Source organism: uncultured Brachyspira sp. (assembly GCF_944390845.1).
In the GTDB taxonomy this organism is placed as follows: domain Bacteria; phylum Spirochaetota; class Brachyspiria; order Brachyspirales; family Brachyspiraceae; genus Brachyspira; species Brachyspira pulli.
Genome location: NZ_CALXRM010000001.1, coordinates 1 through 25,710 on the forward strand (window position 1 = coordinate 1; position 25,710 = coordinate 25,710).

Annotated in this window: 23 protein-coding genes; 8 read left to right on the forward strand and 15 right to left on the reverse strand. The window is 27.3% G+C overall.

Translation table 11 applies throughout. The features are described 5' to 3' along the window. Positions 1–149 precede the first annotated feature (149 nt). Positions 150–857 (forward strand): trehalose operon repressor, encoded by a 708-nt coding sequence (gene treR, locus Q0K52_RS00005; RefSeq protein WP_297295168.1) that lies wholly within the window; start codon positions 150–152, stop codon positions 855–857. A gap of 3 nt (positions 858–860) precedes the next feature. Here the strand turns inward: treR and Q0K52_RS00010 are convergent, their stop codons facing one another. Beyond that, a complete protein-coding gene (locus Q0K52_RS00010; RefSeq protein WP_297295170.1) occupies positions 861–1,580 on the reverse strand; it encodes a nuclease-related domain-containing protein in 720 nt (239 codons plus the stop codon). Positions 1,581–1,756: 176 nt separating this feature from the next. Here Q0K52_RS00010 and treP point away from each other — a divergent pair, with 176 nt between their 5' ends. Together treP and treC are read left to right on the forward strand one after the other, a co-directional pair. Next, positions 1,757–3,694: a PTS system trehalose-specific EIIBC component gene (gene treP / locus Q0K52_RS00015; RefSeq protein ID WP_297295172.1), complete on the forward strand. Its 1,938-nt coding sequence runs from the start codon at positions 1,757–1,759 to the stop codon at positions 3,692–3,694. Between the two features lie 118 nt (positions 3,695–3,812). Beyond that, complete coding sequence (treC, locus tag Q0K52_RS00020; protein ID WP_297295175.1) at positions 3,813–5,486, forward strand: alpha,alpha-phosphotrehalase; 1,674 nt, start codon at positions 3,813–3,815, stop codon at positions 5,484–5,486. A 57-nt stretch (positions 5,487–5,543) separates the two neighbouring features. On the opposite strand, the gene Q0K52_RS00025 is transcribed toward treC, so the two are convergent. Both Q0K52_RS00025 and Q0K52_RS00030 read right to left on the reverse strand, forming a co-directional pair. After that, positions 5,544–6,536 (reverse strand): hypothetical protein, encoded by a 993-nt coding sequence (locus tag Q0K52_RS00025; RefSeq protein ID WP_297295177.1) that lies wholly within the window; start codon positions 6,534–6,536, stop codon positions 5,544–5,546. 33 nt (positions 6,537–6,569) lie between these two features. Beyond that, positions 6,570–6,902, reverse strand: a complete 333-nt coding sequence (locus Q0K52_RS00030) for a PadR family transcriptional regulator (protein ID WP_297295179.1) — start codon at positions 6,900–6,902, stop codon at positions 6,570–6,572. Between the two features lie 121 nt (positions 6,903–7,023). Between Q0K52_RS00030 and Q0K52_RS00035 the strand changes: the two genes are divergently transcribed. Both Q0K52_RS00035 and Q0K52_RS00040 read left to right on the forward strand, forming a co-directional pair. After that, positions 7,024–7,587 carry a TetR/AcrR family transcriptional regulator gene (locus Q0K52_RS00035; RefSeq protein ID WP_297295181.1) on the forward strand — a complete coding sequence of 188 codons (564 nt, stop codon included), beginning with the start codon at positions 7,024–7,026 and terminating at the stop codon, positions 7,585–7,587. Positions 7,588–7,671: 84 nt separating this feature from the next. Further along, complete coding sequence (locus Q0K52_RS00040) at positions 7,672–8,673, forward strand: NAD(P)H-dependent glycerol-3-phosphate dehydrogenase (protein ID WP_297295183.1); 1,002 nt, start codon at positions 7,672–7,674, stop codon at positions 8,671–8,673. A gap of 6 nt (positions 8,674–8,679) precedes the next feature. Here the strand turns inward: Q0K52_RS00040 and Q0K52_RS00045 are convergent, their stop codons facing one another. Beyond that, positions 8,680–9,111: a hypothetical protein gene (locus tag Q0K52_RS00045; protein ID WP_297295185.1), complete on the reverse strand. Its 432-nt coding sequence runs from the start codon at positions 9,109–9,111 to the stop codon at positions 8,680–8,682. A gap of 115 nt (positions 9,112–9,226) precedes the next feature. Here Q0K52_RS00045 and Q0K52_RS00050 point away from each other — a divergent pair, with 115 nt between their 5' ends. From Q0K52_RS00050 to Q0K52_RS00060, 3 genes are read left to right on the forward strand one after another with little or no spacing between them, the layout of a single operon-like run. Then, the gene (locus Q0K52_RS00050; protein WP_367270946.1) at positions 9,227–10,285 is read left to right on the forward strand and encodes a DUF1385 domain-containing protein; all 1,059 of its coding nucleotides are present in this window, start codon (positions 9,227–9,229) and stop codon (positions 10,283–10,285) included. Continuing rightward, on the forward strand, positions 10,276–11,412 hold the full coding sequence (locus Q0K52_RS00055; RefSeq protein ID WP_297295189.1) for a hypothetical protein: 1,137 nt from the start codon (positions 10,276–10,278) through the stop codon (positions 11,410–11,412). The genes Q0K52_RS00050 and Q0K52_RS00055 overlap by 10 nt, the downstream gene beginning before the upstream one ends. 11 nt (positions 11,413–11,423) lie before the next feature. After that, positions 11,424–12,443 (forward strand): WYL domain-containing protein, encoded by a 1,020-nt coding sequence (locus tag Q0K52_RS00060; RefSeq protein ID WP_297295191.1) that lies wholly within the window; start codon positions 11,424–11,426, stop codon positions 12,441–12,443. A 58-nt stretch (positions 12,444–12,501) separates the two neighbouring features. Here the strand turns inward: Q0K52_RS00060 and Q0K52_RS00065 are convergent, their stop codons facing one another. The 11 genes from Q0K52_RS00065 to nadE form a co-directional block, all read right to left on the reverse strand. Further along, positions 12,502–14,589, reverse strand: coding sequence for a glutamine synthetase III (locus Q0K52_RS00065; RefSeq protein ID WP_297295193.1), 2,088 nt, complete (start codon positions 14,587–14,589; stop codon positions 12,502–12,504). 119 nt (positions 14,590–14,708) lie between these two features. Continuing rightward, positions 14,709–15,524, reverse strand: a complete 816-nt coding sequence (locus Q0K52_RS00070) for a hypothetical protein (RefSeq protein WP_297295195.1) — start codon at positions 15,522–15,524, stop codon at positions 14,709–14,711. Between the two features lie 6 nt (positions 15,525–15,530). After that, the gene (locus tag Q0K52_RS00075) at positions 15,531–16,667 is read right to left on the reverse strand and encodes a chemotaxis response regulator protein-glutamate methylesterase (RefSeq protein WP_297295197.1); all 1,137 of its coding nucleotides are present in this window, start codon (positions 16,665–16,667) and stop codon (positions 15,531–15,533) included. 27 nt (positions 16,668–16,694) lie between these two features. Continuing rightward, positions 16,695–17,288, reverse strand: coding sequence for a chemotaxis protein CheD (locus Q0K52_RS00080; protein WP_012670039.1), 594 nt, complete (start codon positions 17,286–17,288; stop codon positions 16,695–16,697). A gap of 15 nt (positions 17,289–17,303) precedes the next feature. Continuing rightward, positions 17,304–18,155 carry a protein-glutamate O-methyltransferase CheR gene (locus Q0K52_RS00085; protein WP_297295199.1) on the reverse strand — a complete coding sequence of 284 codons (852 nt, stop codon included), beginning with the start codon at positions 18,153–18,155 and terminating at the stop codon, positions 17,304–17,306. A gap of 24 nt (positions 18,156–18,179) precedes the next feature. Beyond that, positions 18,180–18,710, reverse strand: coding sequence for a chemotaxis protein CheW (locus tag Q0K52_RS00090; RefSeq protein WP_297295201.1), 531 nt, complete (start codon positions 18,708–18,710; stop codon positions 18,180–18,182). A gap of 11 nt (positions 18,711–18,721) precedes the next feature. Continuing rightward, a complete protein-coding gene (locus Q0K52_RS00095; RefSeq protein ID WP_297295203.1) occupies positions 18,722–20,887 on the reverse strand; it encodes a chemotaxis protein CheA in 2,166 nt (721 codons plus the stop codon). Between the two features lie 58 nt (positions 20,888–20,945). Next, positions 20,946–21,314: a response regulator gene (locus Q0K52_RS00100; RefSeq protein ID WP_008725288.1), complete on the reverse strand. Its 369-nt coding sequence runs from the start codon at positions 21,312–21,314 to the stop codon at positions 20,946–20,948. A gap of 20 nt (positions 21,315–21,334) precedes the next feature. Further along, positions 21,335–21,598, reverse strand: coding sequence for an anti-anti-sigma factor (locus Q0K52_RS00105; protein ID WP_297295206.1), 264 nt, complete (start codon positions 21,596–21,598; stop codon positions 21,335–21,337). Between the two features lie 24 nt (positions 21,599–21,622). After that, a complete protein-coding gene (locus Q0K52_RS00110) occupies positions 21,623–23,551 on the reverse strand; it encodes a chemotaxis protein (protein WP_297295208.1) in 1,929 nt (642 codons plus the stop codon). Positions 23,552–23,704: 153 nt separating this feature from the next. Then, positions 23,705–25,597, reverse strand: coding sequence for an NAD(+) synthase (gene nadE, locus Q0K52_RS00115; protein WP_297295210.1), 1,893 nt, complete (start codon positions 25,595–25,597; stop codon positions 23,705–23,707). Between the last annotated feature and the right edge of the window lie 113 nt (positions 25,598–25,710).

Here is a 25,710-nt window from a genome sequence, read left to right on the forward strand (position 1 = left end):
TTCTAGTAATTTAAATTATAAGGAATACCTTCTTTTTTTAAAATAAAAGTGTGCAATATCTATGGCTCTTAAACAATCAGTATAAAAAACATATATTTACAAACATAACTTTTTATATTATAATATTTCAATTCAAAATAGAGGTTGTTATGGCATCAAAGTACGAAGAAATTTATAATAATTTGCTCGATAAAATAAGATTTGGATACTACAAAAAAGGGGATATACTTCCAAGCGAATATGATTTGATGAAAGAATACGATGCTTCAAGGGATACCATAAGAAAGTCATTGCAGCTTTTATCTAACAATGGATGCATTCAAAAACATAAAGGAAAAGGTTCTATAGTTATCAATTCAAATATATATAATTTTGAATTCGGAGGAATATTCAGTTTTAAAGAAGTTGCTTCAAAAATGTACGGTAAAGTAGAAACTATAGTGCATAGATGTGAATGCATAAAACCTGATGCATTAGTAAAAAAAGCATTGAAACTAAATGACGATGATAAAGTATGGGCTATAGAGAGAATAAGAAATATAGACGGAGAAAATATTATACTTGATATAGACTTTATTAATGCATCTATTATACCGTTTATAGATGAAAATATTTTAAAAGACTCTTTATATGAACATATAGAAAAAAATCTTCAGTTAAAAATATCTTATGCTGAAAGAGAAATATCATGTGAAAAAATAAATAATAATGATAAAAAGCTTTTAGATTTAAAAGATTATGATATGGTGATAAATGTAGAGTCTAGAACATTTTTATCAGATACAAGAGTTTTTCAGCTCACATCTGCAAGACATAGACCAGATAAATTTAAATTCAGAGATTTTGCAAGAAGATAATTATTATTTTTTTATTGTGAATTTACAATTTGGATAATTACTGCATCCATAAAATTGTCCGTATTTTCCCTCTCTTAAAATTAATTTTCCTTTACATCTTGGACATATACCATTACTTATTTCTTGTTTAGTATCATTTATATTTTTTATATGTTCCGAATTTGAAATATTATTATGATTTGATATTAATTTCTCATAAATATAATTCATTTCATCAGTAGTATAATTATTTCCTTCATTAAAATTATTTAAATAATTTTTTAAATCACATAAATTAATTACATTATTTATATCTATTTTATCAGCATTATTTTGAGTAAATACAATTAATGAATAAACATTATATTTATTATCCAATAATTTTTTTAAATGAAATATATGAGATTTATTTTGTTTTAACGGATTATAAAAATAGTTCTTTTTACCATGTCTTAAACATTGAGTCCATTTTTCCTGATTTTCACTGCCAAATATAAGTCCGCTGTAATTTTTAGTTTCTATGCAAAATATACCATTTGCTCTTATTTCTATATGATCTATTTGATGACTTTTTCCATTATCATCAATTATTACTAAGTTATTTATTTGCCTATGTTCTGCTTTACCAAAAAATAATGGATTTAAAGCATTATCTACTTCAAATTCTCCTACTTTTCCTTTAAGTGAATCAGTATATAAAAAATTAGGAATAAGTTTTTTAGTGAAATCATTTAATAATCCCATAATTACCATACCTTATGATCTAAATATAAAATAATTATAATCTTCTATAAGTATTTATCAATTATTAAAATTAATAAAAAATCATTAAAAGAGAATTGACAAACTTGTACGTATATGTTAATATGTACGTACAAGTTAATGATAATAAAAATATATAAAGCTATGGAGGCATATTTATGGGAAAATTCACCGAAGACGCCACACTTCTATTAAAATATGTTGGCGGAAAAGAAAATGTTAAGGCAATAACTCATTGTGTTACAAGAATGCGTTTTGTTTTAATAGACCCTAAAAAAGCAGATATCAAAGCTATTGAAAATTTAAAATCTACTAAAGGTACTTTTACTCAATCAGGACAATTTCAAGTTATAATAGGTAATGAAGTTTCAGAATATTATAATGAATTTGTTAAAATTTCTGGTATAGAAGGAGTAAGTAAAGATGCTGTAAAAGAATCAGCAAAAGGCAATCAAACATTCTTGCAGCGTTTAATGTCTAACATAGCAGAAATATTTTCACCTCTTATTCCAGCTATTATATGCGGAGGTTTTATATTAGGTTTTAGAAGCGTAATATCAGATATAAAATTTTTTGAAGAAGGTACAAAGAGTTTAACTCAAATATCTCAGTTCTGGGCTGGAACAAATGATTTTTTATGGTTAATAGGTGAAGCAATTTTCCATTTCCTTCCTGTAGGTATCACATGGTCTATTACTAGAAAAATGGGAACTACTCAAATATTAGGTATTGTTTTAGGTATAACATTAGTATCTCCTCAGCTTGTTAATGCTTATTTGGTTGGAAGTGTTGATCCTAAGTTTTATGATTTCGGAATATTTAAAATGCCTATGGTTGGTTATCAGGCACAAGTTATACCGGCTATAATGGCGGGATTTATATTGGTTTATTTAGAGAAGTTTTGGAGAAAAGTTGTCCCTGAATATGTTTCTATGGTTATAATACCTTTTGCTTCATTAATACCAACAGTTATTATAGCACATGCTGTTGTTGGTCCTATAGGTTGGAAAATAGGTGAGGCTGTTTCTTATGTTGTATATACTGGCTTAACATCAAAATTTGGTGTTTTATTTGCTGGGGTATTCGGATTCTTCTATGCTCCTTTAGTAATAACTGGTCTTCATCACATGTCTAATGCTATTGACTTACAGCTTATGAGTCAGTTCGGCGGTACTATGTTATGGCCTATGATAGCTTTATCAAATATAGCACAAGGTTCTGCAGTAGTTGCTATGTCTATACTTCAGAAAAGAAATAACAAAGCTAAACAAATAAATATACCTGCTTTTATATCATGTTATTTAGGAGTTACAGAACCTGCATTATTCGGTGTAAATTTAAAATATGGTTTTCCATTTATATGTGCATTGATAGGTTCTTGTGTGGCTGCAATTATATCAGTTGGTTCTAAGGTTATGGCTACATCTATTGGTATTGGCGGTATACCTGGCATACTTTCAATACAGCCTCAGCATATGTTAATGTTTGCTGTTGCTATGATTTTTGCTATAGCTATACCATTAGTATTAACTTTTATAGTAGGAAAGAAAAAATTAAAACCAGAAGATTTAACTGATAATACAGATATTTCAGAAAAAACAGAAACTGTTTCAGATAATGCATCAGCTGCAGAAAGTATAGCTTTAGATGATGATAATTTTGTTTCACCTATGAATGGAAAAGTTTATAAATTATCAGATATAGCAGATGAGGCATTTTCAAGCGGTGCTATGGGAGAAGGTTTCGCAATAGAATTAGCTGATAGTATAGTTACTTCTCCTTGTGATGGTGAAATAATAGCCGCTTTCCCTACAAAACATGCTTATGGTATAGAAACAGCAGGAGGAAATGAAATACTTATTCATATTGGAATGGATACTGTAGAACTTAATGGAGAAGGTTTTGAATCTTTTGTAAAAGTGGGAGATAAAGTGAAAAAAGGAGATAAAATAGCTAAAGTTGATTTAGAATACGTAAAAAATCATGGAAAATCTTTAGTATCTCCTGTAGTGTTTACAGACGGAACTAAAATTAATATATTAAAGGAAAATACTATCATAAAAAACGGTGAAGGAAAAATTATAGAAATAAAATAATAAAGCGGGGTAAATATTTATAGGTTTTTATTATATACACGGCAGTTAACTATAATTATTGGCTGCCGTTATGAAACTTATAAATATTATTATAAAATTATTTAATTAGGAATCATTTATGAATTTTAAAAATAAAGTTGTTTATCAAATATATCCAAAATCTTTTATGGATAGTAATAATGACGGATTTGGAGATATAAGAGGAATAATATCAAAATTAGATTATTTACAGAATTTAGGAGTAGATATTATTTGGAGTACTCCTTTCTTCGTATCTCCTCAAAAAGATAATGGATACGATGTTGCTGATTATTATAATGTTGATCCTTCTTATGGTACTATGGAAGATGTTGAAGAACTCATAAAAGAAGCTAAAAAAAGAAATATAGATATAATGTTTGATATGGTATTCAATCATACTTCTACAGAACATGAATGGTTTAAGAAGGCTATTAATGGAGAAGAAAAATATAAAAATTATTATATATTCAAAAAGGGCAGAGTAGTTGATGGAAAAAATGAAAAAAAAGTACCTCCTACAAATTGGGTATCTAAATTCGGCGGCAATGCTTGGCAGTATATAGAAAAATTTGATGAGTATTATTTGCATCTATTCGATGTTAGTCAGGCTGATTTGAATTGGGATAATGAAGAAGTAAGAAAAGAAATTTTTGACATAGTTAACTTCTGGATAAAAAAAGGGGTTTACGGATTTAGATTTGATGTTATAAACCTTATATCAAAACCAGAAATTTTTGAAGATGATTTTGAAGGAGACGGCAGACGTTTCTATACTGACGGAATAAATATACATAAATATTTAAAAGAATTAAATAAAAATACTTTCGGAAAATATGATAATGCTGTTACTGTAGGTGAAATGTCATCAACAAGTATAGAAAACTGTATTAAATATTCTGGTGAAAAAGAAAATGAACTTAGCATGGTATTTAGTTTTCATCATCTTAAAGTTGATTATAAAAATAAAGATAAATGGCAGTTAATGGATTTTGATTTTCAAGAATTAAAAAATCTTTTATTTTCTTGGCAGGAAGGAATGCAGGATAATAATGCATGGTCAGCCTTATTTTGGTGCAATCATGATCAGCCTAGAATAGTTTCAAGATTCGGAGATGATAAAAAATACCATAAAGAATCTGCTAAAATGCTTGCTACTGTTATGCATTGTTTAAGAGGTACTCCTTATATTTATCAAGGCGAAGAAATAGGTATGACTAATGCTTATTTTGATAATATTAATCAATATAAAGATGTTGAATCAATAAACTATTTCAATATACTTAAAAATAATGGCATAGAAGAAAAAGAAATATATAAAATACTTCAAAGTAGATCAAGAGATAATTCAAGAACTCCTATGCAATGGAATGACAAAGAGAATGCAGGATTTTCAAATGCTAAACCTTGGATAGAAGTTATTGATAATTATAAAGATATTAATGCTGAAAATAATATTAAAGATGAAAACTCTATATTTAATCATTATAAAAAATTAATAAAATTAAGAAAAGATTATAAAGTTATTTCAGAAGGTAAAACTATACCTATATTAAAAGATGATAAAAATGTATTTGCTTTTATAAGAGAATACAATAATGAAAAACTTTTAGTAATAAATAATTTTTACAGTAATGAGTGCACTATAGATTTAAGTAATATTGATTTTGATATAAAAAAATCGAAATGCCTTCTTTCAAATTATGATGAGGCAGTACTTGATAACACATTAAAGTTAAGACCTTATGAATCTATAGTACTATATAATAATTAATTGCAGATTGATCCTTCATATAAATTTTTATTATCGTTATTAAAAGCCTTGCATATATTAGCCTTTATATGCAAGGTTATTTTTTAATTTTAATAAAACATATATACTATCTAGAAGCAAAGCAAATAATATACATATTAAACAAAATAACTGAAAATTATTGAATATCTTAAAAGCAAGAGAATTTGCTGATTCTAATTTTATTAATGCATTCATAAAATTAATATTAATTACATTGTATGATAATAGCCATAATGATGATGCAATAGCTGATACTATATCAATACCAATAAACAATGCAACTGTTTTTTTATTGTAAGTGTCTGTAAACATTTTGATGATTTCTCTTGATATAAGCATTAAAATGAATATTAAAGGAAATAAAAAACTATTCTTCATAATGTCTATATTAAAGAATGCAAAATATTCATTATTTATTTTTATTGAAAATAAATTTGGAGATAAGAACAAAAGAGATAAAAATATAATTGCTGCGGATATCTTAATAATTGAATTATATAAATTTATTTTTTTATTGGGAAGTTTTGGAAGATTATCAAAATCTACTGTTATGCTGGAAATATCTATATTCTTATTTGAAATAAATACAAATATTAATGTTACAAATGAAAATGCTAATAACAATGCAGTAAAAATATTGCTTGCTGTATTAATTATATTGAAAGCTTCATTATTTATAATTATATTAATTATTGATGAAACTACTATTCCAAGCAATGTTGAAGATAATACAATTTTTAATACAAATTTATAATATATATAATATGGATATCCTATTAAGCATTTATTGTAATCTGTATCATATTTACATGCAAGTTCATAAGGATTTCCGATTTCTATTAAAATATTTTTTATATCATTTATTTTATAGTCTGAGTTTGAAAATCTTTCTTTGATTATATCATCAATAAGAGTTCTTATTTCATTAGAAACATCTTCTTTAATTTTATCGGGCATTGATTTTGTAACAGTATAAATATATCTTTCAATAATATCTTCCGCTTTTTTATTTTCTTTATTGTTAATCATATAAACTCCTATATATTAAAAAATTAAAAAAAATTATTCATCTATTATTTTATTAACATTAGATGAAAATTCCTTCCAATGATGAACAGCTTTTTTTAAAACTTCTTTTCCGTCTTTTGTTATAGAATAATATTTTCTTGGCTTATCTTCTTTAGTATTCCATTCACTTTTTAAAAGCCCTTGATTTTCTAATCTTCTTAAAAGAGGGTATAAAGTATTAGCTTCAACCGTAATACCGTTTTCTTTTAATTTAGTAATCAAATTGTATCCGTATTCTTCTTTTTTTAATTGACTAAGTACAACTATTATTAAAGTTCCGCGTCTTAGTTCCTGCATCAAATTTGATACTATATCATCATAGTTCAATATTAAATCCTTTATATATTATATAATACATTATAGTGTGTAATACACAATATATCAATATGTGAAATAAATTTTATTTAAAAAGCTTTATTTTTATTCTAATATATGGCATACTATACAAATGAAGAACGATAAAAAAGACTTAAGAATATTGAAAACTGAAAAACTTTTAAAAGAATCATTGCTTGAACTTTTAAAAACTAATTCATTAAAAGATATAAGTGTAACAGAAATATGCGATAATGCCATGATAAATAGAGTTACATTTTATGATCATTTCAATAATAAAGAGGAATTATTAAATTCAATTATAGAGGATATTAAACAGGATATTATAAAAGAATTAAAGAAAGATAATTCAATATATGATTTCAAAAAAAATTATAGAAAAATATTAGAAAAAGTTATTAATTACTTTGATGATAATAAACAATATTTTAATGTGTCATTAATAGATTATAATAATACATTGCTTTTCGTTTCATCATTATACAAAATATTTACAGAATATTTAGATGAAACCATGAAAACTGATAATATTGAAAACACAAAAATAACTTCTCAATTCTTTTCTGGAGCTTTGGTTTCAGTAATATTATGCTGGGTTAAGGATAATAATAAAATCAAAAAAGAAGATTTACTGAATGGTATATGCCTGCTATTAGAAAAATCATTAAAAGAATAGTTTACATAATATTTTTACAATTATGTCTTGATAATAGTTATTTTTTATATATACTAATATCATAATAAATAGGTGGGGTATATTATGGCAAATGTTGGAATTATAGGTGCTGGCGGTTGGGGACTTGCACTTGCTAATATTTTCTCAGAGAAACACAATATTAAAGTTTGGGTGCATAGCGAAGAAAGCTATAAACTATTAAATTCTTCACATCAAAATGATAATTATTTGAAAAATATTAAATTAAATGAAGATATAAATTTCACAATGGATATAGGCGAGGCTGTAAATGATAGTGAAATAGTTATAATAGTAACACCATCTTTTGCATTTTCTGAAGCCTGTACAAATATAGAACCATATATAAGTAATGAACAAATATTAGTGTCTGCTACAAAGGGGCTAGATAGAAATACAGGTAAAACTATGAGCGAAGTGGCAAGGAGTATAATATCTGGAGATTTATCAATATTAACTCTTTCAGGCCCTTCTCATGCTGAAGAAGTTGCCAAAGGTGTTCCAACTGCTGTAGTTGTAGGCGGTGAAAAAGGTGTTTCTGAATATGTAAGAGATACATTAACAATACCTCCTAAATTTAGAATATATAACTCTACAGATCAAAAAGGTGTTGAAATAGGCGGAGCTTTAAAAAATATTATAGCTATTGCCGGCGGTATAGTAGACGGACTTAAACTCGGCGATAATACAAAAGCAGCACTCATAACTAGAGGATTGCATGAAATAGTAAGATTTGCATTAAGTAAAGGTGCCAGAACCGATACTATGTACGGACTTTCAGGAATAGGGGATTTAATAGTAACTTGTTCCAGCGGACTCAGCAGAAACAATAGACTAGGCAGAGAACTTGCTAAGGGAAAAAAATATCAAGATGTAATAGCTGAAAGTCATGGGCAGGTTGCTGAAGGAGTATATGCTACTACTGCGGCTTATGAATATTCTAAAAAAAATAATATTTATATGCCAATCACAGAAGCCATATATAATATACTTTTTAATAATGCGAATATACAGGATACATTAACAGAACTTATGAGTAAAGATGCTAAAAGCGAAGGATTCTTTTAATAGTATTTATTGCTGCTGCTGTACTTTTGTCATTGGTAATACTTGCTGTACTACATTTTTTAATATTATAGAAGCTTGAGCATTATTTAAGTCTTTAAACTCTAATATAACATAAGTAATATTATCTATATCTAGTCTAAATTTTGTAGCTTCAGATGATGGATCCCCAACTTTTACATATCCCCTATAAACCATCCATCCTTTTAATACTACATAAGCAAATCCATTTTGTTTTAAATCAGCATCAAAAGTAAAATAAGGACTTTTACTTTTATAGTATCCAGCTCTATCTTTTAAAATAGTTGCTTTTGGCTTTTCTACTTCTACTGTTTCTTTATTATGATGTTCTGATACTTCTATCATTTGTACATTTGTGCTTTTGCATGAAATAAAAGCAAGAATAATAAAATTAATAATTAATATTAGTAAGGGCTTCATACCATATAATATATAAATTTTTTTTACAAATTCAAGTTTTTTTTATGCTTGAAAGAATATCATATTTAATATATTATATATTTACTTTAACTTTAAAATAGATGAGGTGTATAATTTGAGTAAAAAATTAGATGAAAATAGAATAAAAGAAGGAGTAGGCGGTCAGGCTGTTATAGAAGGCATAATGCTCAGAAATAGAAGTCATTATGTTGTTGCTGTAAGAAAACCTGATAAACAAATAGATTTTATTAAAGCATCTATTCCAGAAAATAAAAATAAATTAACAAAAATGCCTTTTGTAAGAGGAGTTGTTAATTTTATAGATATGATGAAATTAGGATATAAAACTTTAGTATTCTCTGCTAATACAGCAGGTCTTGAAGAAGAAAACAATAAAAAAGATAATAAGCCTAAATCAGAAAAAAGTGAAAATCTAGCTATGACTTTAAGTATGTTAGTATCTTTAGCATTTGCTGTAGGGCTTTTTATAGCTTTGCCTTATTTCATCACTACACTTATAGGAATAAATGAAAAAGAAAATTTTGTTATTTTTAATTTGGCTAGAGGCGGAATAAAATTAGCAATATTTGTTTTATATTTATTAGTAATTTCATTTTTTAAGGATATAAAAAGAGTATTTGAATATCATGGTGCAGAGCATATGGTAGTTAATGCTTATGAACATGGATTAAACCCAGATACAGGAAATATTAGACAATATACTACTATACACCCTAGATGCGGTACTACATTTATGTTTTTAGTATTAACTGTTTCTATATTACTATATATGTTTACAAGTTATTTTGTATACACTTATATATATGCTTCTTATACACCTGCAAAAATTGTTGGAAATTTAACAGTACTTGCTATAAATATATTATTATTACCTATTGTTTCTGGTATATCTTATGAAATATTAAAACTAGGTTTCAAATTCTACAATTTCCCTCTTATGAGAATAGCAATATTACCTGGTCTATTGCTCCAAAAAATTACTACAAGAAGACCTAAAGATGACGAAATTGAAGTTGCACTATTTGCTTTAAATAAACTAATAGATGATTCAGTAGAAAACAGAACAGAAGAAGAAGTTCAGGCAGATATTAAAGCAAACCTAGAAAATAATAATACAAAAGAAGATAATACAGAAGAAAAGTTATGTATATAAGAAAACGTCTTGTAGCAAAGAAAGATGATTATTACGAATATTCTTCCAGCTATATAAGGAAGTATATCGTTTTAATCTCTGCAGCTTTAATAATTTTATTATTTACATTAATATTTATACATGTTAATTACAGAGTCATTCCTAATAAATCATATATGAGAAATGATACTCCTGTATTAGATACCAATTCTTCTATAGTTACTATAACAAATAATAATGGGGTATATTATACTGGTGATTTTAATAGTATACCTCAATCTATTCAAATAAATGATAAAATGGTTGAAAATCTATATTTGTATTTGTTTCATGATAATCATATTATATTTTGGAAATTATACAAATATGGATTAAAAAGATATTTTTCATATTATGCATTTAATATATTAGATGGTGATTCTCAAAAGTTTATAATAAAGGAAAATGAAAAAGACTTTTTAGACTTTTATGATAACTTTATAAGATCCCAATTTAGAAAAAGTGTAGGGTATTTGGATTTAGAAATACCTAATTTTTATAATACAAAAATTAATGTAAAAACTTCTATTAATGATTTAATAGAAACAGAATTTTCATTCAAATTTACTAATTATAGTGCTTCTATGGTAAACTGGGCAGCTAATAGAGCTTTATATGTATCTTTTTATTATGGACTTCCTTCTGGATATTTAATAGTACCTGGAAGTGAAAACTCTATCACTGATACAAGTTCTGTTTTAGCAATAAATACTGTTGGAAGAAATCCATCAAGATATACACATAATATAATAGCGGCATTAGTATACACTTCTTATAATACTGAACCTATACCTGTTTTTATTTATGATTCTAAACCGGAATCACAAAATTCAAGAATAGTAAAATTTTTATTTAAAAATAAATGGTATGTATATAAAAATGTTGATTCTCATGAATACAAAGATGTTATAGACTTTTATTCAAAAGAACAAGGATTTAGCTTTGTATTTACTGTAACAAGCGACTATTCTTATGATGATTTTGGCAGTTTCACTAAATTAGATTTAGAAACTACAAAGGGTGTATTAGACGGATATTTTACTGTAGGAGATGAACAATTTAAAATTAATGGAAATGCGGTAAGAGAATTCGTTCATAGTGTATTTTGATGTGAGGAAATATGGCTGAAAATAAAAAATTTGTTAGATTATTTGAAATATATACTTCATTAATATTAGATGGTTTTGTATTAAAAAATACGCTTGTTGAGTTAAATAATATGTCTGTAAGGACAGCTCAAAGAGATATAGATGAAATTAAAAGATACTTACATATTAAACTTGTATCAGAAAAAGATAGATACATTATAAAGCCTGAAGATTTAAAAAAACTTAGAAGAGGTTTTCATTTAAATGAAAATGATCTAAAGCAAAATTTAGATATACTATTTTCTGTTTTTATGAAAAAAATAAGCAGTAATTTATCTTTAATACCTAATTCTACTATATCAAAATTATTGCCAAATAATGTAAATAATGATTATTATGATATAATAGTAATTGCTAGTAATGATATAAACAATATATCAGGAAATAGTGAGAACATAGATAAATTATTATCTTGTGCTAAAAATTTGAATGATATAACTTTTAATTATTATCTTGAAAGTTCTGATGTTAATTTTAAAGTAGAGGCTGTAGCTTATCTTATTTATTATTTTCAAGGAATATGGTATTTAGTTGCCAATGATAATAAAAAAGATAAAATAAAAACATATATAGTCAATAATATTTCCAATATAGAAATAATCAAAAAGATAAAATTCACAAATAAAAAAGAAAAAGATGAATATGACAAACAATATGAAATTAGATCAGCTAAAAGAGAAGAATTAATAAAATTTTTAGAAAAGAAAAGAAGTATTTATTGGGATAAAAATAATTTAATAAAAACTACAGTAAAATTTCTTCCAGATGTTGCACATTATTTCAAAAATAGAGATTATGGATTTAATCAAAAAATAAAAAAAGAATTGGAAGATGGATCTATACTAATTAGTTTTGATTTTTCATCTTTTACAGAACTTAGAATATTTTTAAGTCCTTGGATTGGATTCTTTAAAATTATATCGCCTAAAAAATTTAATGAAGATTTTATCAAATATTTAAATGATTCTTTAACTGTTATGAGTGATAATTAAAAAAATCAGGTATGAATATTTAATATATTTACATACCTGATTCTTATATGATAATTACTTATGATAAGCTGTATAGCATATCACCATAAGTTGGAAGCTTCCAATATTTTTTAGATACTATTTTTTCTAATTCATCTATTGTTACTCTCATATCTTCTAAGCAAGCAAATATTTTATCTCTATAAAATATAGCAGATTGAGATATATCAGTAATTTTCTTTCCTTCTACAATATAGTTTTCTAATTTTCCTAATTTTGTATAAAGACTTTCAATTAAATCATTTAGTTTATTTGCTAAATCTTTTTCAACATCGCATTTTAATTGTAAATGACTTTTTTTATTAGCTATAGATGCCACTTCTCCAGAATATTCTATAGAACTTGGTAATATATCTTTATGAACCATATCTGCCAATGTAAGAGCTTCTATATTAATTTCCTTAACATATTCCTCCATGCTTATTTCATATCTTGAATGTATTTCAGTTTCTGTTAGTACTTTATGTTTTGTTAATACATCTATATTCTTTTTAGATATGAAATGAGGTAATGCTTCAGGAGTTGTTTTTAAATTAAATAGTCCTCTTTTTTCTGCTTCTTTAACCCATTCATCTGAATAATTGTTTCCATTATATATTATTCTTTTATGTTTTTTAATAGTATTTCTTATAAGCTCATCAACATCTTTATCAAAATCAGATGATTTTTCTAATATATCAGCAAATTGAGATAAAGCTTCAGCAACTATTGTATTCATTATAATATTTGGTCCAGAAACAGAAAGACTAGAGCCAACCATTCTAAATTCAAATTTATTACCAGTAAATGCTAAAGGAGAAGTTCTGTTTCTATCAGTTGTATCTTTAGTGAGTCTAGCTAATGAATTAACTCCCATTTCCATTTCAACTTTTTCTTTTCCTGTATATTTAGTATCATTTTCCATAGATTCAAGTATTTCAGTAAGTTCATCACCAAGGAACATAGATATTATTGCTGGAGGAGCTTCAGAAGCACCAAGTCTATGGTCATTGCTTGCACTTGCAGTAGTTACTCTAAGTAAATCTTGATACTCATCAACAGCTTTGATAATAGCAACTAAGAATAATAAAAACTGTTTATTATTAGCAGGATTATCAGTAGGATCTAATAGATTCAATCCTGTATCTGTAGCTATAGACCAGTTATTGTGTTTACCGCTTCCATTAACACCAGCAAAAGGTTTTTCATGAAGTATGCATGCCAAATTGTGTTTTTCAGCTATTACTTTCATAAGCTCCATTGTTATTTGGTTTTGGTCAGTTGCCATATTTGTAATTGTAAATTCAGGAGCTAATTCATATTGACCTGGTGCTACTTCGTTATGTTCAGTTTTTGCAACTATTCCTAATTTCCAAAGTTCATTATCTAATTCTTTCATAAATTCTGAAACTCTTGGTTTTATTGCGCCGAAATAATGGTCTTCTAATTCCTGACCTTTAGGCGGACAAGCTCCAAATAATGTTCTTTTACAATATCTTAAATCCGGTCTTTGTAAATAAAGTTCTCTATCTATTAAAAAATATTCCTGTTCAGCTCCTACAGTTGTGAATACTCTATTAATATTATTATGTCCGAAAAGTTTTAATATTCTTTTAGCCTCTTTTTCTATTACCTGCATAGAACGAAGTAGGGGAGTTTTCTTATCTAATGATTCACCACTATAAGAACAGAAAGCACTTGGTATACATAAAGTATCACCTTTTATAAAAGCGTAAGAAGTAGGGTCCCAAGCTGTATATCCTCTAGCTTCAAATGTAGCTCTTAGTCCTCCTGAAGGAAAGCTAGAAGCATCTGGTTCACCCTGTACTAATTCCTTACCAGTAAATTCCATACGTATATCGCCGTCACTTGTTTGTGTTATAAAGCTAGTATGTTTTTCAGCAGTAACACCTGTCATAGGCTGAAACCAATGAGTAAAATGTGTAGCACCTTTTTCTATAGCCCATTCTTTCATAGCATGAGCAACAACATTAGCAACTTCTAAATTTAAACGCTCGCCATTTTTTATGGTTTTTATTAATTTTTTATAGATATCTTTAGGAAGTTTATCCTTCATTACATTATCATTAAAAACCATACTACCGAATATTTCTGGTATTTTTTTCATTTTTATTCTCCCATAAAGTATTATTATAAATAATAATTTAGAATATTATATCATTAGTTAGAATTAACACAATATTACTGTTAGTAGTTATTTGAAAAAAAGATAAAAAAGTGAATTTTTTATAAATTTTCTTGTACGATTTGTTTTATTTTGTATAAAGCCTGCAAAATTTCTTTTCTGTGAAGATTATTTCTGGTAGAAAATAATACTTTAATATCATTAATTTCAGAAAGAGACATATAATCATCACTAGCTATTTTTTCGTATATATAATCAATAGCTTTCAATACAGCCTCATCATAATCTCTAAATCTAAAATATTCATTAGGAAGGTTCCATATAAGAGCTTCAATTATACTAGAAGAAAGCTCATTTAATGATTTAATTTCAGAAGCAAAAGTCAAAAATATATGTTTAAATATTTTTATTAAATTAATAAAATTTACTCCGCATTCCTGTTCTTTCTTATCAAAATTTTTATTATCTAATTTGGGATAAAATATTTCATTAGAACCATCAGAAGTAGTAACTAAAGCACCTTCCACATTATTTTCAATGTTTTTAAAAGAGGGTAGAAGTAATATCTTCTCATTATCATCTTGTAATATTAAATAATAAGCTATTTCATTAATTTTATCAGAATATGCTTTATTAGTTTTTATTGCATTTAGAATAGAAGTTTTAAAATTTCTTGTATCTAAAGAATTTTGATTTTCATCTAATATTAGATACACATTTAAATATTCCATATAATTCACATCTGTTCGATTTCTCTTAGCACCAGATGGTATAATAGAAATATTCTCAAATGATTTATGAGAAGATATTAACTTTGATATTAAATCTAATTTTGCATCAATTTTATAATAAGGGTAAGTAGTGGAATTACCTACCCATTTATTCATATATTCGTATAAATCTATATTTTCTTTCATTTTAGATTATACTCTTTTCAAAGCTGCAGCAAGTATTTTATCTAAAGGTAAAACCTCATCTACACCACCTCTTGCTATAGCTTCTCTAGGCATACCAAATACTGTACAAGTTTCTTCATTTTGTGCTATATTGTATGCACCAGCATCTTTCATTTCTTTCATACCATTAGCACCATCATCACCCATACCTGTTAAGATAATACCAATAGCTTTATTTTTAGCATAAACTGCACCGCTTCTGAATAATACGTCTACAGAAGGTTTATGTCTAGTAACAGGCTCTCCATCTCTTACTTCTAAGTAATATTTTCCGCCTTTTACTTTAATCATAGTGTGTCTTCCGCCATGAGCTAATGCAGCTTGGCCTCTTCCTATAGGCATACCATCTTCAGATTCAAATACTTCAATTTTAAGAATACTATTTAATCTCTTAGCAAAAGAAGTAGTAAAGTGTTCAGGCATGTGCTGAGTTATTACAATAGGAGGAGCTGAAGGTGTGACATTTTTAAGACATTCTATCAAAGCCTCAGTACCACCTGTAGAAGAACCTATAAGAATAATTTTATCCATAGGAGTTTCTCTTGAAGGTGTAAGAGGTAATATTATGTCTGCAGTATTTTTTTGATAAACTTTAAACCCAGGAGTTTTTGGAGCTTCTAAACTTATAGGAGTTCTTTCAGTAACAGTAGAAGTTGTTTCTGTAGGCATAGAAACACCATGCTTTCTATAGAATTTAGCTCTATTGGCATAAGCATTTTTTATTTTTTCTACCAAGTCAGTAGCTAATTCCTCAACACCATCTCTAACATTAGCTGTAGGTTTTATAATATAATCAAAAGCACCTATATTCAAAGCGTCCAAAGCTAATTCTCTATGTTTATCCAACAAAGAACTGAACATGATTACTGGAATAGGGTTGTTTAACATTAATTTTTTAAGATAAGTTATACCATCCATTTCTGGCATTTCAATATCTAGGGTAATAATATCTGGTTTAAGATTTTTTACCTTATTTTCAGCCAAAATTGGATTAGCTGCTGTACCAACCATTTCCAAAGCAGGATCTGAGTTTACTATCTTTGTTAGTAATTGTCTAATTAATGCGCTATCATCAATAGCTAATACTTTAATTTTTGTAGCCATAAAAAATCCTTAATAATTATTAATATATTAAAACAATGTGATATCTGATTTTTCCTCAAGTTTATGCTGTAAGTTTTTAGAATATTTAATCTCTTGTTCTGCAGAGAATTCTTTAGTTTTACCTTCAAGCTTTTTCATTAAAACCCTATTTTCTGTATTAAAGAAAAATACTTTTCTAGGCCAAGAACCTCCTATATCTTCACTTACTATAGGTATTTTTTCATCTGCTAAGAACTTTTTAGCGAACTGAATATTTTTATCTGGTACTTGAAGAATATTACTAGTCATACCGGAAAGAACATGTCCACCGCCAAATATTTTAGCAGTAAGATTTTCTTTCTTACCACCTAGTTTAATAATTTCATTTATCAGAACCTCCATAGCAAAAACACCATATCTAGTATTGTTGTAATCTTCTGCCGGGTTTTCCCACTCCCTCATTTCTGGCAGCATAAAGTGATTCATACCGCCAAATTTTAACTTATTTTCAAAAAGACAAACAGATATACAACTACCCAAAACTGTTTTAATTACAGCGGGTTCTTTAGATGCATAATATCCACCTATATATATAGTTATTCTTTTAAAATTACTGTTAGCCGCTGCTGGAAAATCTATCATTATTATTACCCCTACTTAAATCTTTTTATAAATATTACTAGCCACATATTTGAATTTATCAGATACTCCGAATAAAGTTTCAGAGTGTCCTATAAATACAAAACTATCTTCTTTAAGATATCTATGGAATTTATTAAATAATTCCTTTTGAAACTCTTTATCAAAATAAATTATAACATTTCTACAAAAAATCAAATCAAATTGGGTATGTATATCAAAGTCTTCATCTTTAAAATTCAATTGTCTGAAAAACAAATTCTTTTTAAGGATATCTTTTACTTTATATAATCCATCATTATCACCTGTACCTTTCAAAAAATATTTTCTTAATAGGTTAGGATTAATAGGTTCCACAGATTCTTCTTTATAAATACCAGCTCTCCCATGAGCAAGTACATTTGTATCTATATCACTAGCTAAAACCTTTATATCATATCGATCATAATTACTTCCAAAATACTCATGAAGCGTCATTTGTATTGTATATGGCTCTTCACCAGTGGAACAAGCTGCTGACCAAATTCTAAGGTTTTTAACTTTTCCATCTTTAAAATTTTTCTCCCACTCAGGAAGTAAAGTGCTTTTCATATATTCAAAATGTTTATTTTCTCTAAAGAAATCAGTCTTATTTGTAGTAACTGCATTTACGAAATTTGTTAGTTCTTCATCTTTAGCATTTTTTACGAAATCTATGTACTCTCTAAAAGAATCCATATTCAATGCCCTAAGTCTTTTACTTAGTCTAGAAGTAACTAAAGCCCTTTTATGATTAGACATCTGTATACGAGTTTTATCATAAATAATTTTAACTAATTCATTAAATTCCGAATCAGTTAAAGCAGGCATATTAGCATTCATATCTTCCATATTATCATACCCCATTAACTACTTTTATACTGTTTTATTGCTATCATCATTGGATTTAATTATTTCATCTATAGGCAAAACCATAATAATTTTATTTTCTAATCTAATAACATTAGAGATTTGAAGACCTCTCATATTATCTATTGGTGTTTCTGTCATTTGACTTTCATAAACAGTTATAACATCACTAACCATATCTGCTAATATTCCGAATTTTCTATTAGTAGTTGATATTACTATTATTACATCATCTTCTATAGAATGATCATCTCTTCTGTCTAAGCCAAACCTTATTCTTATATCAACGATATGTAAAATATTACCTCTCAAATTCATTAAGCCTCTCATAAACTTAGGGCTTCCAGGTACAGGAGTGATATTAGTAACACCAACAATACCATCAATACTTAAAACATCAAGAGCATATTCTTCATTATCAATTTTAAATACTAGAAATTGCTGACTTGGTTCAGTAGAAAGATTTTCTTCATGATCTAAACCAGTACCACCAACCTGAGGTATATTAGCAGCATTTATTTTTTGATTATCTAACATATTTCAATCCTTTATTTTACACCGTTGTTTATTTTTCCTTGTAAAGACATATTAACTAGCCCTTGTATATCTATAATAAGAGCTATTCTACCATCTCCAAGTATAGTACCACCAGCTATTCCAGCATGTTTACTGAAAGCTGAATCCAAAGACTTAATAACTACTTGTTGCTGATCCAAAAGCTCATCTACAAATATAGCACATCTTCTATAACCAGCTTCAACAACAACAACAATACCATCTTCTATATTTTCAACTTGTGTATCTATTTCAAATACTTTATGTAATCTAATTAAAGGTAAATATTCCTCTCTAATTTTTATCATTTCACCTTTACCTTCGAAAGGCTTAACTTGTTCATTTTTTACTTTAATTTGTTCTATAATAGAAATTAGAGGCATAATATATATTTGTTTACCTAAAGCAAAAGTAATACCTTCAATAATTGCCAATGTTAAAGGAAGTTTAATAATAAATGTACTACCTTTACCTTCTGTTGATTTAATTTCTATTTTACCTTTCATCTTTTCAACATTTGCTCTAACAACGTCCATACCAACACCTCTACCAGATATGTCAGTAACTTTGTCAGCAGTTGAAAGACCAGGTGCGAATATAGTTCTGTATATTTCTATATCAGAATATTTTCCATCTCTTGAAAGTAAACCTTTTTCTACAGCTTTATTAAATATTTTTTCTTTATTTAATCCATTACCATCATCAGATACTTCTATAACAACGTGACCTTCTTGGTGAGCAGCTGACATAGTAATAGTACCATATTCAGGTTTACCTCTTGCTATTCTTTCTTCTTTAGTCTTTTCTATACCGTGGTCCATAGAGTTTCTTATAATATGTTTAAGAGGGTCAGATAACTGCTCTAACATATTTTTATCTATTTCTGTTGTTTCACCTTTTAATACTAACTTAACTTCTTTATTTAATTCCAAGTTAAGGTCTCTAACATATCTATGGAACTGAGTGAATATAGGACCTATAGGCATCATTCGGATATTCATAACTTCTTCTTGTATTTGTCTTGAAGTTCTATCCATTGAACTTACAGCCTCTTTTAATCCATTATCTATATCTAAACTTTGAGTAAGCTGCATTATTCTTGACTGAGCTATAACAAGTTCTCCAATTAGGTTCATTAAACTATCAAGTTTTCTTGTATCAACTCTTACAGTAGAAGGAGCTTGTACTTTAGCTTTTGGTGCAGCAGTAGCAGCTGGCTGATTAGTAGCTGAAGCAGCTGGTGCTTCTGCAGTTTTTTCTTCTGTTTTTTGAGCTTCTTCATGCTTTTGTTCTTCTGCTGGAGTTTCTTGAACTTCTTGAGTTGCTTCAGCAGGTTTAGCATCATCTTTTATTTCTGCTTTTGTATTAACGATATTAATATCATTATCATCTATTACAAATAAGAATATATTTTGAACTTGTTCTTCTGGAGCATCAGTATCAAAATCCAAAGAAAATTGTGTATAACAAACATAAGGGTCTTCAAGATTTAGAATACTTGGAAGACTATTACATTCTATTTTCAAATTACTGATAGTACCAATAGCTCTTAAATCATTTAAGAACATAAGAGGGTCTATACCATTATCGAAAATAGTATTTTTAAATCCCATATCAATGTGGAAAGAATTACTTCCGCTCTTAACAGCTTCTGGTTCTTCCTTTTCTGCTTTAGGAGCTTCCTCTTCTTTCTTTGGCTCTTCTTTTTTAGGTTCAGGTGCTGCAGCTGCTTTTGGAGCTGGAGTAGAGGATACTGTTGAAGGATCATTTCCATCTGCTATAGCTTTAATTTTAGCCTTTAAAGAATCTATATTATTAACACCTTCTGTTTCACTTTTTCCATCAACGATATTTTGCAACATCAATTTAACAGTGTCCAAAAATTCCAACAACACTGTTATCATTTGTGGAGTTACATCTAATTTACCACTTCTTACTTTCTCCAATAAATTTTCAGCAACGTGGTTTAATTCGCTCATTGTCGTAAAACCAACTGTACCTGCTGAAGATTTAAGAGTATGAGCACTTCTAAATATCTTATTTAAAAGATCTTCATCACTTTTATTATCCTCTAATAAAACTAAATCATTCTCAAGCCCTTCTACAATCTCTTTCGCTTCGCTTAAGAATATGGATATAAATTCATCACTATCAAACATGTATTACACCTCTACCTTTAATAAAATTCTTATTAGCTCATAATAAGACGGTTGACAATCAATTTAAGAAACGTTTTACAACGTCCAAAAGTTGAGTTGGGTTAAATGGCTTTACTAGCCAACCACTAGCACCAGCAGCCTTACCCTCCATTTTTTTCTCATCTTGAGATTCTGTTGTAAGCATAAGAATAGGGGTATATTTATGTTGATCTACCTTTCTTACATGCTTAATAAATTCTATACCGTCCATTTTAGGCATGTTAAGGTCAGTTATTATCATATCAACATTTGGAGTTTTACCTAATACCTCCAATCCTGTAGTACCGTCATCTGCAGACACTACAGTATAACTGCCCTTTTTCAAGGTATATTCAACAGATGCTCTAGCTGTATTTGAATCGTCTACAATTAGTATTGTTTTAGCCATACATTTAACCTCTTATATCATTAATTATTTTTATCATTAATTATTTTTAAATATTCTACAAACAAATTATCCATGCCTTCTACTATAAGATTTTTTTGATTTTTCGCAAGTTCTTTTTTCATAGCATACAATATTTGAAGACCTGCTAAATCTATATGGGCATCACCTTCACAATTAAATTTCACAGTAATATCATCATTGTAATTTGCACTTTTTATAACATTCTTAAAATATTTACTCATGGTTCTTATATTAAGATTGTCATTTATTTCTATAACTGACATAGACAAACACCTCCATTACTTTTATTAGAACATAGTAAAGTCACCGCTATCTGCTCCTACATCTATACTTATATCGACATTAGGGGCTTCTTCTCCAGATAAAATACTGTTTGCGATAGCTCTTTCTTTCTTAATTGTATATGAATTAACTATGTCCAAATATTTATCACTTTCTATTTTCCAGTTTTCTATACCTAATATTTTATAGTATTCATTTTTCTTATCTCTTATAACATTTCTCATGCTATTAAAGATTTCTATTATTTCATTAATCTTAGTAAGCAATGTACTTAATGTACTTAAATCTATTAAAGTTTTATCTATAAGTCCAAACAATTCATCAGCATAACTATCTAATCTCTTAATATTATTATTAATAATATATTTTGACTCATCTAAACGCTTACTAACACTCTCAGTCATAGATTCTATAAATGAATGCTCTGTAGATTGTTGATTAATGTTAGACTTAAATTTATTAATAGAGCTAAATATTGCTGATTTAATATTATGGAATTGCTCCAAACAAGCATCTACTGTTTCTGTAATGTTTGTAGCTATTGATTCCACGCTTTCTATTGAGAAAGTTTGAGAGTTATTGAATATATCGCTGTTCTTTTCTAGTTCTATTTTTGCCAAAAAGTTAATTGAGTTAAATGTTTTAGCAATGTTTTTAGTTTCTAAGAACATACTCTCTAGCTCTTCAATAGAGTCTATAATAGCTATATTGCTGTCTGATATTCTATATTTATTTGTTAGGAATAATTTAAAATTCTCTAAATAAAGTTTAATAAATCCCATATACTCATTAAACAATGATTCTGAAACAGTGAATGGGAATTCTGATTTACCGCTTTCTCCTCCAATCATATACTCAACTATAGTAGTTCTATCTGAAGTTATATCTGATAAAGCATCTTTTAAACCTTTCAAACTTTTATAAATATCAGAGTTTGTTAAATCTATTTCTTCATGTATAGATTTAAAGTTTTCTATTATTAAAGTCAAAACCACATCGTCAAAAGTTAATAAGTCAAGTAATTTGTGTTCTAAAGTCTGATTCTCTTCTTTTTCAAGTTCCTCAGCATCCATTGATTCTACTTCTTTACCATAAAAGTCAATGAAATTCCTATTTTCATAAACTATAGAATTTATAGACTCAACTATATGTTCTGTTTGCTGTCTAACTATATCTTCACGAGGAAGAACCATCATTATTTCAAATATAAAATCATAAGTATTATCTACTCTTGAAATGATATCTGATATAATATTAGAAAAAACAGCAAAGGAATTAACCATATTATTATGTTCTTTATCTAACTGTTCTCTCATGATAGTAAAGTTTTGTCTTTGTAATTCATTAGTCTTTAAAATTTCAGTTTTGAATGACTCAAATCTTACAAACAACTCTTTACCAATCCTATTCATCTGATCAGCTTGTTCATTTGATGTTTCAGACATTTTAATGATGTTTTTAGATATTTCTCCAAAAGCTCTACCGCCGGCACCATATTTAGATGATATTATAATGGCATTCAAAGAATATACTTTAATTTGATCTGCAAGCATTCTTATTTGCTCTATAGAATCCATTATATTACTTGTCTTACCAACATCTTCAACAAGAGAATCTGATAACTCATTATCTTGAGCTATAAACCCTTGCATTCTATCAAATGACATAAAGAAATCTTCTTGGTTTTCTTCCAAATCATTAGAAAAGTTTTTTACACCTTTATCTTTATTAGTAAAGTATGACAACAAATTATTAGCTTTTTCGTTTTCATTTTTCATTTCCTGTTCAATCATAGGAAATTTTTCACCGATAAAACTATATACTCTTCCAACTTCTTCCAAGAAAGAATGTATATCTTTCACGGTAGTTTCAAGTATAGCAGAATAATCAAGAATATCCTGTCGTATATTATTATCTATTATATTTGCTGCCACTATATATAATTCCTATTTATTTTTTTATATAGTTTAAATAAATTACTCTATATAAATATAACATTTATTATCGCTTTTTGCAAGTAAAAATTTATATACTCAATAATTTTAAAATAAAATTTACATAAATATTAATTTTAATATCATTAAAATTTAATTTAAATCAAGTATTTTGTTTTTTAAAGCTAAATATTTTGCTGTATAATAAACTCTATTTTGTGATTCTCTATTTCCAAAACCAAAACTTCTTCTGCTTACAGCAAGTATAGGAGGAGCTTGTATTCTTTTTGATATACCCATTCCCATATATTGCTTCCACCATCTTTCCAAATCATCTACAAATTCATTACCATTTTTAAAATATTTATTTAAAATACCTTTTTGACAGCCTATTTTTTCTTCAAGTTCACCTTTAATATACAAATCTGCAATATCTTCTAATATGGATCTATTCCAAGATTCCATTAAATATTTAAATAAATAATCATGATAATCATATTTTATAGGATCACCTTTGCCTTCATCAACAGCCTGTGCGGTAGATAATTCTGCACTTGGAACAATATTTATAGTACCTTCAGGAATAATTTCCTTTTTAAATACTTCTTTGTTAACATAATTAGAAAGTCCGTATATTTGATATTTCCATAAATCAGCAAGACATGCAAAGAATCCTGCACCATCACCATACATAGTAGAATATCCTACCATAGTTTCTGTCTTATTAGCATTGCAAGTAAATACACCTCCAAAACTTGCTGCGATAGAAGCTAAAACTCTTGAAGATCTATCCCTTGCTTGTATATTTTCTATAACGAAAGATGATACTGTTAAATTACTTTCTTTTCCGTCTTTTATAATAGGGGAGGTTTCTAATTGTTTTACTGTATAATCTACTGATTCTTGTATAGGAACTACCATATATGCACAGCCTAAATTATCAGCTAATGTTTTAGCAAGATTTTTAGTTGTGTTAGAATTAAATTTACTTGGCATATTTACCAAAAGAACATTGTCTTTACCAATAGCATTTACATACATAGCTGATGATAATGCCGAATCAATTCCTCCTGATACGCCTATAACTACTTTACTGATTCCTATAGACTTCATAAATTTTCTTATACCATAAATAACTGTATCGTATATTAATTTATATTCATTTTCCTCTTTTATTTCCATAGGATTTGGGAATATTTTATTTTTTACATCTATATCTGCATAATACAAATTATCTTCGTATCTATTAGCTGTTATTAACAATTTACCATTATTGTCATAAACAGAACTTCCGCCATCAAAAGTATAAACTGTTTTTCCATTATTTTGTATTCCTACATTATTAACATATATTAAAGGAACATTATGTTTACTTGCTATATCACCATACATTTTATGACGTTTAGTATCTTTCACTAAAGTATATGGAGAACTTGATATATTAACAAATAAATCAACATCTTTATTGCTATTTATTATATCTATAGGAGAAAATGAATAATTACTGCTCCAAGCATCTTCACATATTGTCAAACCAAGTTTAATTTTTTCTCCATTGCATTCTATTTCTAATGGCTTTAAATATTCTTTTATATCAGCATTATTTTCAAAAGCCAAATCTTTTAAACTGAAAAAATGTCTTGGGTCTTCAAATTCTTTATAATTAGGAAGTAAAGATTTTATTATAAAAGGGTAGGAAGTGGAATTATTATGTATTAACTTTCCATCTTTTGCTACAAATAAAGCATTATATTTTCTTATTCTACCATCAAAATTTTTCTTAGTTTTATCCGATGCTACATTTCCAAAAATAACATATATGCCATTAGAAGCCTTGATAATTTCTTCTCCAAGCTCCTCACATTCTTTTACAAATCCTTCGCTTTCCCACATATCACCAAGCATATATCCAGATACTGCTAATTCAGGAAATATTACTATATCTGCTTTATTTTTTTTAGCAGAACTTATAGCACTTATGATTCTAACTGTATTATCGCATGGTATTGAGGGTATTATTTCAATTTGAGCAATAGCTATTTTCACAATAAATCTCCAAATATGTTATATTACGACCAATAACTATAATAATATAATTAAAGAAAAAATACAATAAACCGTTATATAATATATATTATTTTTTATTACTGTATGTTAAA